A 13,907-nucleotide genomic window follows, 5' to 3' on the forward strand; every position below is an offset into this window, starting at 1 on the left:
CGTGCCTTTCACTCAGGAGATCGCGCCCAGCCGGCAGGGAGAGAGGAGGTCGAGCGCCGGATCGCGCACGTTGGTCTGCACCCGCATCATGCCAAGCACGCTATGGAAGAGATTGTCGTGCGACTGCGGCGCCTTCGTCTCGTCGGCAAGGCAGGAAGCCGAATAGGCTGCCTTGGCATCCTTGCCGAGCCAGAGCACGAACGGAACATGGGTCTGCTCGGACGGGGCGATCATATAGGGCGCGCCGTGCAGGTAGAGGCCGAGCTCGCCGAGGGATTCGCCGTGGTCCGACATATAGAGCATCGACACGTCGAGGCGGTCCTGCTGCTTTTCCAGCCGGTCGATGACGCTGGCAAGGATGTGGTCGGTATAGGCGATGGTGTTGTCATAGGCGTTGACGATCTCCTCCTTGGTGCAGTCGGAGAATTCGGCGCTGCGGCATTCCGGCGTGAAGCGGCGATATTCCTCGGGATAGCGCTCGTAATAGGCCGGGCCATGGCTGCCGATCTGGTGCAGCACCAGCACGGTATCCTTGTCGATAGAGCCGATCCGGGCATCCAGCGCGTCGAGCAGAACCTGGTCGCGGCATTCGCCCTTCGCGCAATAGGCCGGGTTGCCGTCCTTGATCAGCGACTGCGCCTTCACGCGCTTGGCGATCTCCTTGTCGCCGGTGTTGTTGTCCCACCATTCGACATCGACGCCGGCATGGGACAGCACGTCGAGCAGGTTTTCCGTCGAAAGGCCCTTGCGGTGGGTATATTCGGAGCGGGTATAGACCGAGAACATGCAGGGCAGCGAGACGGCCGTCGCGGTGCCGCAGCTCGTCGTGTCGGGGAAGTAGAGAATGTCCTTCTTCGCCAGTTCCGGGTTGGTATCCCGCCCGTAGCCGCCGAGCGAGAAATTGTCGGCGCGCGCCGTCTCACCGGCGACCACGATCATCAGACGCGGCTTGCGCTCGCCGAGCGGCGCGTCGGCCACCTTCGCATCCGTGCCGAGCGGCGCGGCCACCACATTCGCATCCACCGACTGGCCGGCGGCGAACTGCACGGCGGTGACGAGCGGCACGAAGGGGTTCAGCGTCTCGAACCAGTCGTGATGCGCCCGGGCGGCCGAGGCATAGACGCGGGCATGCGACAGGCCGGCGACCAGCGCAAGGACGAGCGCGGGCGCGATGACGGCGAGATTGCCGCGCACCTTGCCGAAGAACGGGCGATGACGGACCTTCACCCAGACGAGGAGGAGGCAGGGCAGAAGGCCATAGGCCAGCATGTGCAGCACGAAGCCGGGCGTGATGAGGTGTCCCGCCTCGGCGCTGTTCGTCTCGGCCGCGTTGCGGATCATCTCGATATCGATGATGACGCCGAAGCGGTCCATGAACCACGCGCCGGACGCGCTCGCCAGAATGAGCGCCATGAAGAGCGGCTTCATCACATATTTCAGCGAGACGGCGACGCAGAGCGCGACATAGAGGCAGGCGACGCCGATGGCGATGGACGCGAAGGTGGTCGGCCTTCCCTCCAGATAGCGCCAGCCCTTCGACCAGAAGCTCCAGTTGGTGAGGGCGAGGAGATAGAACGCCGTCAGCACGCTGACGGTGACGCTGCTGAGTTCTGGCCGCCACAGGGAGATGCGGCCGGTTCCTTCGCGCATGGAATAGTCCTTTCACGGCATGGGGCGATGCCGCCGCAGCGGTTCGCCATCTTGCCCCCTCCCTGCCGGGGCAAACTGACAGCCGCCTGAACGAAGCCGCCGAGACGTTCAGCACAGAGTCAGCTTCGCCGTTCATGAAGGATGCGCGAGACGATGAGGTGATGCGTGAAAGTAAGGCTTTTCAACCCGGGCACGCTGTTCGTGACCGCCCTGGTTCTGCTGGTCCTGGCGATCCCGCTCGCCCAGAACCAGTTTGCCAGGGCGCATAACGAGGACCTGCAACGGGCGTTCATGAAGCGGGCCGGCTGACAACGGCTCGCCTCAAAATCCGATTGCATTTCGCAAGCAGATTTGCGACCAATGGACATTCGTCACGGAGGTCGCCATGAAACCGGTTCTCTATGCCCATCCCTTTTCGAGCTACTGCCAGAAGGCGCTAACGGCGCTTTACGAGAACGGCACCGATTTCGAATACCGCGTTCTCGATCACACCGATCCCGAAACCCTGGCCGATTTCGCGGCCCGCTGGCCGATCAAGCGTTTCCCGATCCTCGTCGACGGCGACCGCACCATCGTCGAGGCGAGCATCGTCATCGAATATCTCGGCCTCCACTATCCGGGTCCGGTAAAACTGATCCCCGACGATCCGGCGGCGGCCCTCGAGGTGCGCATGCTCGACCGCTTCTTCGACAACTATATCTCGACGCCGCAGCAGAAGATCGTCTTCAACGCCATCCGGCAGGAGACGGACCGCGACCCCTACGGCGACAACGAGGCCCGGCAGATGCTGGAACGCGCCTACGCCTGGCTGGACCGGCACATGGCCGGCAAGGAATGGGCGACGGGCGATGCCTTCACGCTGGCCGATTGCGGCGCGGGTCCGTTCCTCTTCTATGCGGACTGGACGCATGCCATCGACCCGGCCTTCGCCAATGTGCATGCCTATCGCAAGCGCCTGCTCGCCCGCCCGTCCTTCGCCCGCGCCGTCGATGAAGGCCGGCCCTTCCGGAAATTCTTCCCGCTCGGCGCACCCGACCGCGATTAACCCCTGGGGCAGTGCCGGCGCTCCGCCGGCTTCGCCTTGCGCTCGATGCCGGTCACGACAAGCGCGGAAGGGCCGTTTGCCTGCTTTTCGATATGGCCGCGCAGAACGAGACGACCGAAATAAAGCGCATCCGTCTCGCGGATACGCTGCTGGTCGACCTCCGAAAGCCGGCTGATGTCGGGAGAGGTCCCCTTCCACAGCTTGCCGGTCGCGACATCGCGCACGGTGGTGGAGGGGCATGGCGCGACGAGGCAGCGCAAGCCGTTGTCGCAGGCGACATAGGCGGCGTCCCGCGCGGCGGACTGCGATGTCGCAACAAGAAGCAGACAGGCGGCGAGAGCAGGAATCGTTGAGCGCATGACGGAAGCTTACGCCGATCCCCCAAAACGACAAAACCCCGGCACCTTGCGATGCCGGGGTCGTTGCTGCAAGCGCGACGCTTACTTCAGCTTCGCGCTGACGGCTTCGATGCCGGCGCGTGCGCATTCGTCATCGATGTCGCCGCTCGGCGCGCCGCCGACGCCGATGGCGCCGATCGTTTCTTCACCGGCCTTGACCGGAACACCACCGGCCAGAACCAGCAGGCGGTCGATTGCGACGAGCTGGGCGGCAGCCGGGTTCTTGCCGACGTTTTCAGCGATCTTCTGGGTCGGCGTGCGGAAGGAAGCGGCCGTGTAGGCCTTGCGGACGGCGCTGTCGAGGGTGTGCGGGCCGGCGCGGTCGGCGCGCAGCACGACGCGGGTGATGCCGGCGCGGTCGACGACGGCAACCGTCACATTGAACTTCTTGGCGGCGCAGGCCTTCACGGCGGCGTCAGCGGCTTCGACGGCGATGTCGAGCGGCATGTTGCGCTCGGTCAGGATTTCGGCATTGGCGGCGCCGGCAAGGGTAAGAGCAGCGAAAGCGGTGGCAACGAACGTCTTCATGTTGATCTCCATCTGAGGGCCGCTCGATCTCGTTTGCGGCGACGCCCTTCTTTTCGGAGATTTTCGCTTTTCGCGGTATCGGTGGACGGACGGAGCGGGGTCCGTAGGATTACGGAGCCTGCCCGATCAGGGCGAGGCGCGCGAACTCCGCGACCGAGGTCGTGCCGAGTTTTTGGGCGATATTGGCGCGGTGCGTATCGACCGTGCGGGGCGACAGTTGCAGGCTGTCGGCGATCTCCTTGGTCGACCAGCCGCGCCCGACCATGTCCAGCACCTCACGCTCGCGGTCGGTAAGCTGCGCCACCAGCTTCACCGCCTCGGCCTTCTCCGCATGCACATCCAGTGCGCCGGAGGCCTGTTGCAGGGCCTCGATCAAGACCTGCTCGTCGATGGGCTTGGTGAGGAAATCGACGACACCCGCCTTGAAGGCCCGGCGGCAGGCATGCACGTCGCCATGGCCGGTGCAGATGATGGTGGGCCAGTCGCAGCCGATGGCGGCGAGCTTTTCATGCAGTTGCAGGCCGGTGATAGCGGGCATGCGCAGATCCAGCAACAGCACGCCCGGCTTCAGTTTCGGCGCACGCGCGAGGAAGGCGGTGGGATCGCCAAAAGTCTCGATGCGGATGCCATAGGTGCCGAGCAAAAGCGACAGGGCGCTGCGCACCCCTTCGTCGTCATCGACCAGATAGACCGGCGCCATCGTCATTCCGCTGCTTCCTCTTGTTCCTGCATATCCCGCGCCGCCGGCAGGCGCACGGTGAAGACCGCGCCGCCCCCCGCCCCGTTCTGCGCCGAAATGCTGCCGTCGAAGCGCTCGACGATGCTTTCGCACAGGCTGAGGCCGAGGCCCATGCCATCCGGCTTGCTGGAGAAGAACGGCTCGAAGAGGCGGGGCAGGATATCCGGCGGGATCCCCGCGCCATTGTCGGAAACGGCGATCTCGTAGCTCTGCCCCGCCGGTTTCAGCGAGACCAGCACCCGGCCATCCGCCCTCCCCGACTGCTCGACCGCATCGGCGGCATTGCGGATAAGATTGTGGATGACCTGCTCAATCTCCACGGGATCGATCCGCGCCAGCGCCGGGGCCTCGGGCATCCCGATTTCAAGCGCGATGCCGCGCCGGTCGAGATCGATGCGCGAGAGGGCGACGATATCGGCGACGTGGCGGCCAAGATCATGCACGCCGGCCTCCAGCGCGCTCTTGCCGACATAGGCGCGCAGGCGCACGAGGATATCGGCGGCGCGCTTGGCCTGCAGCACATTGGCGGCGAGCACGGCGTCGATGGGCGTGTCCGTCAGGCCGTTCGCGGCGGCGATGCGCCGTCCCGCCTGGCTCTGGCTGAGCAGCGCCGTCAAGGGCTGGGTGAGTTCATGGGCGATGCCGGAGGCCATCTCGCCCATGCTGTTGATGCGCAGCGCATGGGCGAGCTTCGTTTCATGCTGGCGCAGCGCCTCGCGCCGGGACGCGGCCTCCGCCGCCTCACGCGCCAGTGCGGCATCCTGCCGGTGCTTCATCAGCGAGCGCACGAGGACGAGGCCGGCCAGCGAAATGGCGGCAAAGAGCGCGAAGGGCAGCGGCGGCAGGAGTTGCGCCAGCGTGACATGGCGTTGCAGGGAGAGCCGCAACGGCTGTGTGGCGCTGGCGATAGGCGCGTCGAAGCTGACCGTCCGGGCGAAAAAGCCTTCGGATGCGGGCGGCTTCGCGCCGGTTTCCAGCAGCAGCCCTTCGGCGGTCGACAGGCGCAGCGTCGCCCAGCGCGGCAGCTCCTCGCCCTCGACCAGCTTCGCGCCGTCGATATCGAGGCTGACGGCCATCGTCTCGTTCATGCGCTTCATCACCCGGTAGTGGCCGCGCTTGGCATCCGCGCCATAGGCCGCCTTGCCGGGGGTGAGCATGTCCACGGCCCGGGAGACCTGCGAGGGGTCGGCGGTCGAGCCATCGCCCGACGTGGCGGAGCTGACGACCTCCGCCGGCAGGCGGATAAGATCGATGGCGACGATGCGCGGATAGAAGCGCAGGATGGATCTGGCGACGAGGTCGAAATCCTCCGACGGCTGCGCCTGCGCGAGACCGAGGGCGCTGAGGCCCGTCAGGTGCGCATCGTGCTGGGCGACGCGCTGGGAAATCGCCCGCTGCAGGGCGCGGCCGCTTTCCGACACCTCCTGTTCGAAGGCCTGCCGGTGGCTCGTAACGGAATAGAGGCCGAAGGCTGCCAGCATCAGCAGCCAGCCGCCGGCAAGGGCGGCCGAGGAACGGAGAAAGGTCAGGCGTCGATGCATGGGCGGTGCGGCCGGGTCGGGGGTCGGGAAGCGCATCATAGGACGTCCCTCACCCCTTGGCGATCCGCAGCATCACGGATGCGGCAGGACCGGCAGAGAAAGCGGGGCGAGCGCGGCGGCGGAGCGGCCACGCGGATCGTTCGCCTGGAAATGGCGCACCGCGAAATCCTGCACCGCCTGCAACTCGGCAAGCGCGCCGTCATAATCGACCCGCGTCGGCCGGTCGTTTTCCATCACGCAGGCGCCATCGACATAGACGGCGGCGACCGCGCGCTCGGCGGCGCAATGCAGCAGGTTGCGCAGCGGGTCGTAGACCGGCTGCATGCCGGGATGCTTCAGGTCGATCAGCGAAAAGTCCGCCTTCGCGCCCTGGGCGATGCGACCGATATCGCTGCGGCCGAGCGCCTTCGCGCCAGCCAGCGTGGCGACATCGAGAATATCGGCGGTCGAGACGTCGAAGACCGTGCCGGCGGCGATGCGGGCGTTGATCAGCGCCGTGCGCATCTCCTCCAGCATATTGAAGGGATAGCTGTCCGTGCCGAGCGCGACATTCACGCCGCTGCGGCGGTAGCGACCGACCGATTGCAGGATCATGCCGCTGCGCGCGAAGGTGACGGGGCAATGGGCGACGCTCGTGCCGCTTGCCGCAAGGCGCGCAAGATCGTCCGCCGTGCGTTGGCGCGTCCAGCCATGGCTGTCGATGAAGATGCAATGGCCGAGGATGAGGTCCGGGCCGAGCACACCGAGTTTTTCGAGATACTGTATGGCGGTGAGGCCGTGGCGGCGCAATAGCTCCTCATGCTCTGCCATGGTCTGCGCGGCGTGGATGGTGATCGGCACCTTGCGGCTGCGCGCGGCCTCCGCCGCTTCCTGCAACAGTTCGGGCGTTGAGGTCTCGACCTGCGCCGGGGCGACGATGCCGCCGAGGCGGCCGGAGGGGTGGGCCTGCGCCGCATCGACGGTTTCGAGCGCCCGGGCGAAGGCCTCGCGGCCACGGGCGGAGTTCCAGCGGAAATCGAGGCGATGACTATCCTCCACATGCCACGCCGCCTCGCGGAAACCGGGGGCGACATAGGCGCGCGCGCCGCTTTGCGCCAGCGTCGGCAGCCAGCATTCATGCGGGCCGGCAATATCGACGAAGGTGGTGACGCCGCTACGCAGCAGGTCGCCGAGCATGACGGTGAGCGCGGCCTGCACCGCATCGTCGCCGATCTCGATGAGCGTCGAATATTCGTACATCGCCTGCCCCCAGAGGGCGGCGGTGCCCTGATCCTCGAAGAAGCTCTTCGAGATCGGCTCCTCGCCGGAATGGCAATGCACGTTGACGAGACCGGGCAGGACCATGCGGTCGCGGCCGGAAATCTCCTGCGCGAACGGTCCCTCGTAGCGGCCGCCGATATGGAGGAAGCCGGTTTCGTCGAAGGCGACGTCCGCGTCCTGCATATAGGCGTGGCCGCCGGTCGCCTCGTCATAGGCGACGACGGTATGGGCATTGCGGATGACGCTGACGTTAGGCATGGGTCGTCCTGAAATGCGCTTCGAGGAAGCGGCTATAGGCGCCCATCAGGGCACTGAAGGTGAAATAGACGGCGGCGGCGACGAGGTAGCCTTCCAGCACCGCGATGCCCTGCCATTCCGGGTCGCGGATGGCCGAGCGAACGGTATCGAGGAAATCGACGAGGCCGACGATGGTGACGAGCGTCGTATCCTGGAAGAAGCCGATGAAGAGGCCGACCATCGGCGGAATGACCTTCTTCAGCGCCTGCGGCAGCACGATCTTGCGCATGACCTGCCAGTAATGCAGGCCGAGCGACTTGCCCGCCTCGTATTGCCCGGCCGGCACGTCCTGCAAGCCGCCGCGCACGATCTCGGCGATATAGGCAGAGGCGAAGAGGATGATGGCGACCTGCGCGCGCAGCAGTTTGTCGATGGTCGTGCCCTCGGGCATGAAGAGCGGCAACATGACCGTCGCCATGAAGAGGATGCTGATCAGCGGCACGCCGCGCACGATCTCGATGAAGCCGACCGCAAGCACGCGGATCGCCGGCAGGTTCGAGGCGCGAGCGAGCGCCAGCACGATGCCGAGCGGCAAGGCGAGCGTCAGCCCGACGAAGGAAAGCGTGAAGGAGAGCGGCAGGCCGCCCCAGCTCGTCGTCGGCACCGGCGTCAGGCCGAAAATGCCGCCGGCCATGAGGATATAGAGCGCGGGCAGGATGGCGACGATCCAGGCGATCAGCAGCTTGCGGCTCCAGAAACGCGGCATCATGGAGAAGAGGCAGGCACCGAAGAAGAGGAGCAGCGCCAGCATCGGCCGCCATTGCTCGTCATAGGGATAGAAGCCGAAGAGCATGTAGCGCAGCTTCTGCGCCACGAAGGGCCAGCAGGCCCCGCTTGCCGCCTTGCACACCGCGCCGTCGCCGGAATAGACCGCATCGACCACCAGCCAGCCGAAGGCGAGCTTGGCGATGAAGACGATGGCGGCGATGGAGGCAAGACTGATCAGCGTATTGCCGGGCGTGCCGAAATAGGCGGAGAACTTTCCGCCGCGCGCGGCGGCGGGGGCCGGCTGCGGCGGGGCGAGAACGAGAGCCTGAACGTCGGTCATATCAACGCTCCTTCAGCGCGACATGCGCGTTGTACCAGTTCATCAAGAGCGAGATGGCGATCGAAAGGGCAAGATAGACGCCCATGAAGATCGCGATCGTCTCCATGGCCTGGCCCGTCTGGTTCATCACGATGTTGGAGACGGTGACGAGGTCCGGATAGCCGATGGCGATCGCCAGCGAACTGTTCTTGAAGACGGTGAGATAGGTGTTGGTGAGCGGCGGGATGATGATGCGCAGCGCCTGCGGCAACACGACGAGCCTCATAGTCTTACCGCGTGGAAGCCCGAGCGCGGCGGCCGCCTCCCACTGTCCCTTGTTGACGGCCTGGATACCGGCGCGCACGATTTCCGCGACGTTTGCCGAAACGCTGAGCGCAAGGCCGAAGAGCAGCGCCACGAATTCCGGCCGCACATGCAGCCCGCCCGTCAGACGGAATTTTCCCGCCGTCGGGAAATCCCAGTCGATGGCGACGCCGCCGGCGAGCCAGAGCAGCAGCGCGGGGCCGACAAGCGCGGCCAGCGCAATGAGACCGCCATGGTTCGACTGGCCCGTCGTGACACGCTTCCTCGTCGCCACGGTGCGGATGACGAGCGCCGCGATCGCGCCGCCGACGAGGCAGGCAAGAAGCGCAAGGCCGCCGCTTTCGACGAGCGCCGCCGGCACGACGAGGCCGCTATTGGAAAGATAGACGCCCGGCAAGAGGTTCAGCGCCTGCTTGACCGGCGGCAGGGTGAGGATGATCAGCGAATACCAGAGGAAGAGATAGAGCAGCAGCGGCACGTTTCGCAGCAGCTCGACATAGACGAGCGCGAGGCGTGCCAGAAGCGGATTGTGCGACATGCGCGCAATGCCGACGGCAAGGCCGAGAACGGTGCCGAAGATCGCGGCGAGCAGCGAGACCTTCACCGTATTGGCGATGCCGACGAGGATGGCGCGGCCGACCGTATCGGTGGGCTCGAAGGCGATGGCCGCCTCGGTGATGACGAAGCCGGCCGGCCGCGTCAGGAAGTCGAAGCCCGTCGCGATGTTCTGCTTGGCGAGGTTTGCGCTCGCCGTGGAAAACAGGGTCCAGCCGACAAGGGCCACGAAACCGATCGCGACGACCTGATAGAAATAGGCGCGAAAGCGCATGTCATGCAGGAAAGCCATGAAACCTCGCCATCGATGTCGGAGAGAAGTGGGGGCACGCGCACCGCCATGCGCGCGCCCCGGAGGATCGCTCTAGGAAGCGATCAACGGATCGGCGGCGAGAAGATCAGGCCGCCCTTGTTCCACAGAGCGTTCGGGCCGCGCGTCAGGCCGAGCTTGGTGCCCTCGCCCACATTGCGCTCGAAGATTTCGCCGTAATTGCCGACGCTCTTGATGATGTTGTAGCCCCACTTGTTGTCGAGGCCGAGCATCTTGCCGAGTTCCTCGGTCGTGCCGAGAATGCGCTGCACGTCCGGGTCTTCGCTTTTCAGCTTCTCGTCGACATTCGCCTGGGTGATGCCCTTTTCCTCGGCGGCCATCAGCAGCCAGACGGACCAAGAAACGATGTCGCCCCAGTTGGAATCGTTCTGGCGGAAGGCCGGCGCGAGCGGCTCCTTGGAGATCGTTTCCGGCAGGACGATGTAGTCGTCCGGGTTGTTGGCGACGGAGCGGATCGAGGCAAGGTCCGAACGGTCCGAGGTGATCGCCTCGCAGCGGCCGGAATAGAAGGCGGCGCGGTTCTCGTCCGGGCTTTCGAAGACGACCAGCTCGAACTTGCCGTTGATGGCGGCGAAGAAGTCGGAAATGTTCTGCGCGGTCGTGGTGCCCGGCAGGGTGCAGATCGCCGCTTCCGTCAGTTCCTTGGCGCTGGTGACGCCGAGCGACTTGGGCACCATCAGGCCCTGGCCGTCATAGAAGACCGTGGGGCCGAAATCGAGGCCGAGCGAGGCATCGCGCGAGAAGGTGTGGGTCGTCTGGCGCGACAGCACGTCGATCTCGCCGGACTGAAGCGCCTGGAAGCGCGTGTTGATGTTGGTCGGAACGAAATCGACCTTCTCGCCATCGCCGAAGACGGCAGCGGCGATCGAGCGGCAGATATCGACGTCAAAACCCTGCATGCGGCCCTTGTCGTCGGGCGCCGCAAAACCCGGCACCGTCAGCGAAACGCCGCAGATGAGCTTGCCGCGTGCCTTGACGGTTTCCAGCGTGCCGGCCGCCGAGGCCTGACCGGCGATGGCAAGACCGAGCGCGGCCGCGCAAAGCGAAAGAAGTGCCTGTTTCATGCTTCCCCTCCCATGGGTGTTGTTGGACCGGACGCCCCACCGCCCTCCAGCAGCCGGCCGTCCCGTCACGATCCATCAGACCGCAATGATTGTGTACAATGCAAAAAATTCATCATCAACACTTTCTGATATAGAATGTGGACAATCGGGCAAAAGCAGCCATGTACAATGATCATGATGCCATGTAGGATGGGCATCAACCTTGAATTTGCAGCGCAATATCGGCGTTAGCACCTGCAAAACAGCAAGGCCGCCTCAATGAGACGGCCCTGAAATCGGGTTTTTTGACAGACGCGGTATACAATCTGCGTGCGAAGGTGAATTCTGTTTCAATCTTTCTCCCGGCAGGCGGGACCGGAGCGCGAATGGTCCGGTCCCGTTTCTGTCCGGCCTTTGCCCATGGGGGCCGTCAGGTTCCCGCCAGCGCTTCCCGCGCCCTCGGCGCCGGCCGGAAGGTCATAGCGATCAGGAAGGCGCCGAGGCCGATGCCCCAGGAGCCGACATAGAGCCAGGTATAGCTGGCGAAGGTATCGTAGATCAGCCCGCCCGCCACCGGCCCCAGCGCCATGCCGAGGCTGCCGGCCATGGCCGTGCCGCCGATCACCGTTCCCATCATGCGCAGCGGGAAGTTTTCACGCGCGATGACCGCATAGAGCGGCATAACGCCGGCATAGATGAAACCGAAGATGCCCGCGACCAGATTGAACGAGGCCAGCCCGCCGGTGAAGACATAGGCGAGCGCCCCAAAAGCCTGCACGAACAGCCCCAGGACGAGAATATGCTTGGCGCCGAACCTGTCGCCGAGCAGGCCGAAGACCACGCGCCCGCCCATGCCCGCCAGCCCCTCGACGCTGTAGATGGTGACGGCGGCGATCATCGGGATGCCGCAGGTGATGGCGTAGCTCACCGTATGGAAGATCGGCCCCGAATGGGTGGCGCAGCAGAAGAAGTTCGTCAGGCACAGGATGATGAATTGCGGCGAGCGCAGCACCTCGCGCACCGTCATGCCCTCCTGCGGCTCGCCGGCCACGGCGGATGAGGCTCCCGCCTCCAGCGCCGGAGGACGCCGGATCAGCAGCGAGACCGGGATCATCGTCACGGCGACGACGGCCGCGATGATCTGCATGGAGACGCGCCAGTCGTGCATGGTCACCAGCCAGGCGGCGAAGGGCGACATGGTCATGGGCGCCATGCCCATGCCGGCCGAGACCAGCGAGACGGCAAGGCTGCGATGGGTATCGAACCAGCCGGTCACGCAGGCCATCATCGGCGCGAAGACGGCGGCGACCGCCACCCCCACCAAAAGGCCGAAGACGAACTGGAAGACGATCAGCGAGGTGGCGAAGCTCGCCAGCACGAGGCTTGCGGCCAGCAGCACCGAGCCGGCCAGCACGACCGGCCGCGGCCCCCAGCGGTCGGACAGGCCGCCCCAGCCCATGCTGGCGAAGGCCATGGCGAGAAAGCCGATGGTCATGGCGGTGGAAACGCCCGTCACCGACCAGCCCGTCTCCTTGGCGATCGGCAGCAGGAAGACGGGCAGCGAGAACATGGCGCCGATGGCGATGCAGCCGAGCAGGCCCCCTGCCGCGACGATCACCCAGCGATAATGCGTATGGACCATTGTCATCTCCTCTTGGCTCGACCGGCCGGCGAAAGCCGCGCCGGATCGTCTTGTCCGGTCTCCCATGAAGACGCTGGCCACCGGGTTCTTCCGACATCGCCCGAAAAGAAAACGCACGATGCGGCCGAAAACACCCCGCGGCAAGGCGGATTGCCCCTATCCCGCGACTTCGGCCAGAATGGACTTGAACCCGGACGGCAAAACGCCTTTCCTCGGCGACGGACACGGCAAGACTAGAAGCCGGCGGCCCGGCAGCGGGAGTTACAAGTGTGACGGGAATGGCATGGACTCGATGATCATCGCCGCCGCGCGGGCATTGGCCGGCGGCGACCCGCTCGGCGCGCTCGACCGCGTGGCGCTGCGCGACGACGCCCCGGCGCTCGCGCTGCGCGGCATCGCCATGGCCCAGCTCGGCGACCTCGACCGGGCCAAGGCATTGCTGAAGAGCGCCGCCGGCGCCTTCGGCCCGCGCGAGGCGGTGGCGCGGGCGCGCTGCATCGTGGCCGAGGCGGAAATCGCCCTCGTCTCGCGCGACCTGACCTGGCCGGTCAAGGCGCTCACCGCCGCCGGCGCGACGCTGGAGGCCCATGGCGACCGCCTCAACGCCGCCCATGCAAGAACCCTCGCCATCCGCCGGCTGCTGCTGATCGGCCGGCTGGACGAAGCCGCCGCGCTGCTGGCGGAAATAGACCCCGCCGCCCTGCCCCCGCCGCTGCGCGCCGCCCATGAACTTGCCGCAGCCGGCATCGCGACCCGCCGGCTGCGCACAGGGACCGCGCGGCAGGCCTTCGCGCGCGCCGCCGAGGCCGCCCGGCAGGCGCGCATTCCGGCGCTGATGCGCGAGATAGAAGAGGCCGCGCGCGTGCTGGAAAGGCCCGCCGCCCGCCTGATCGCCCATGACGGAGAACACCCGCTCCTGCCCGACGCGGTGGAAGCGCTGTTCGCCACGCCGACACTGATCGTCGACGCCTGCCGGCATGTCGCGCGCAGCGGGGAGAGCGCGGTCCCGCTCGCGACACGCCCCATCCTCTTTTCCCTGCTGCGCACGCTGGCCGAAGCCTTTCCGGGGGATGCGAGCCGCGAGACCCTGCTGCTGCGCGCCTTTCGCGCCCGGCATGCCGACGAATCCCACCGCGCCCGCCTGCGTGTGGAAATGGGCCGCCTGCGCGCCGAATTGGCCCCTTTCGCGGATATCGTCGCCACGCCCGCCGGCTTCAGGCTGGCCCCGCACGCGAACCGGGCGGTCGCCGTGCTCGCCCCGCCCCGCGACGAGCCGCATGCCGAGGTGCTGGCGCTGCTCACCGATGGCGAGGCCTGGTCCAGTTCGGCGCTCGCCATTGCGCTCGGCGCCAGCGCCCGCACCGTGCAGCGCGCCCTTGAGCAGCTTGCCGCCGCCGGCAAGGTGCAGCCGGTCGGGCGCGGGCGCGCGCGGCGCTGGCTGACGCCGACACCGGGGGCATTCTCGACACTCTTGTTACTCCCGGGTCCCCTGCCCGGCGATTAGGATAAGATCATCCAGGATCCAGA

Annotated in this window: 13 protein-coding genes; 3 read left to right on the plus strand and 10 right to left on the minus strand. The window is 66.2% G+C overall.

Translation table 11 applies throughout. The features are described 5' to 3' along the window. Positions 1-12: 12 nt before the first annotated feature. On the minus strand, positions 13-1,650 hold the full coding sequence (locus K8M09_RS10965) for a phosphoethanolamine transferase (protein WP_160787872.1): 1,638 nt from the start codon (positions 1,648-1,650) through the stop codon (positions 13-15). A gap of 165 nt (positions 1,651-1,815) precedes the next feature. Between K8M09_RS10965 and K8M09_RS10970 the strand changes: the two genes are divergently transcribed. Together K8M09_RS10970 and K8M09_RS10975 are read left to right on the plus strand one after the other, a co-directional pair. Then, positions 1,816-1,959: a hypothetical protein gene (locus K8M09_RS10970; RefSeq protein ID WP_160787873.1), complete on the plus strand. Its 144-nt coding sequence runs from the start codon at positions 1,816-1,818 to the stop codon at positions 1,957-1,959. Positions 1,960-2,035: 76 nt separating this feature from the next. After that, positions 2,036-2,695, plus strand: a complete 660-nt coding sequence (locus K8M09_RS10975) for a glutathione S-transferase family protein (RefSeq protein ID WP_160787874.1) — start codon at positions 2,036-2,038, stop codon at positions 2,693-2,695. Here K8M09_RS10975 and K8M09_RS10980 read toward each other — a convergent pair. The 9 genes from K8M09_RS10980 to K8M09_RS11020 form a co-directional block, all read right to left on the minus strand. After that, entirely contained in the window at positions 2,692-3,054 is a 363-nt protein-coding gene (locus K8M09_RS10980) for a hypothetical protein (RefSeq protein WP_160787875.1), read from the minus strand. The genes K8M09_RS10975 and K8M09_RS10980 overlap by 4 nt on opposite strands. A gap of 81 nt (positions 3,055-3,135) precedes the next feature. Beyond that, positions 3,136-3,621 (minus strand): GlcG/HbpS family heme-binding protein, encoded by a 486-nt coding sequence (locus K8M09_RS10985; RefSeq protein ID WP_160787876.1) that lies wholly within the window; start codon positions 3,619-3,621, stop codon positions 3,136-3,138. Between the two features lie 109 nt (positions 3,622-3,730). Then, a complete protein-coding gene (locus K8M09_RS10990; RefSeq protein ID WP_160787877.1) occupies positions 3,731-4,327 on the minus strand; it encodes a response regulator transcription factor in 597 nt (198 codons plus the stop codon). Beyond that, a complete protein-coding gene (locus tag K8M09_RS10995) occupies positions 4,324-5,940 on the minus strand; it encodes a sensor histidine kinase (RefSeq protein WP_229341823.1) in 1,617 nt (538 codons plus the stop codon). The genes K8M09_RS10990 and K8M09_RS10995 overlap by 4 nt, the downstream gene beginning before the upstream one ends. A gap of 33 nt (positions 5,941-5,973) precedes the next feature. Continuing rightward, complete coding sequence (locus tag K8M09_RS11000) at positions 5,974-7,419, minus strand: amidohydrolase family protein (RefSeq protein ID WP_160787879.1); 1,446 nt, start codon at positions 7,417-7,419, stop codon at positions 5,974-5,976. Next, on the minus strand, positions 7,412-8,506 hold the full coding sequence (locus K8M09_RS11005; RefSeq protein WP_160787880.1) for an amino acid ABC transporter permease: 1,095 nt from the start codon (positions 8,504-8,506) through the stop codon (positions 7,412-7,414). The genes K8M09_RS11000 and K8M09_RS11005 overlap by 8 nt, the downstream gene beginning before the upstream one ends. 1 nt (position 8,507) lies before the next feature. Next, complete coding sequence (locus K8M09_RS11010) at positions 8,508-9,656, minus strand: amino acid ABC transporter permease (protein ID WP_160787881.1); 1,149 nt, start codon at positions 9,654-9,656, stop codon at positions 8,508-8,510. Positions 9,657-9,739: 83 nt separating this feature from the next. Further along, a complete protein-coding gene (locus tag K8M09_RS11015) occupies positions 9,740-10,759 on the minus strand; it encodes an amino acid ABC transporter substrate-binding protein (protein ID WP_160787882.1) in 1,020 nt (339 codons plus the stop codon). Between the two features lie 409 nt (positions 10,760-11,168). After that, a complete protein-coding gene (locus K8M09_RS11020) occupies positions 11,169-12,380 on the minus strand; it encodes an MFS transporter (RefSeq protein WP_160787883.1) in 1,212 nt (403 codons plus the stop codon). Between the two features lie 283 nt (positions 12,381-12,663). On the opposite strand from K8M09_RS11020, the gene K8M09_RS11025 reads away from it, so the two are divergent. Then, positions 12,664-13,884: a helix-turn-helix domain-containing protein gene (locus K8M09_RS11025; RefSeq protein ID WP_160787884.1), complete on the plus strand. Its 1,221-nt coding sequence runs from the start codon at positions 12,664-12,666 to the stop codon at positions 13,882-13,884. Positions 13,885-13,907: the final 23 nt, after the last annotated feature.

The sequence above is a fragment of the Shinella zoogloeoides genome (assembly GCF_020883495.1).
Taxonomy (GTDB): Bacteria; Pseudomonadota; Alphaproteobacteria; order Rhizobiales; family Rhizobiaceae; genus Shinella; species Shinella zoogloeoides.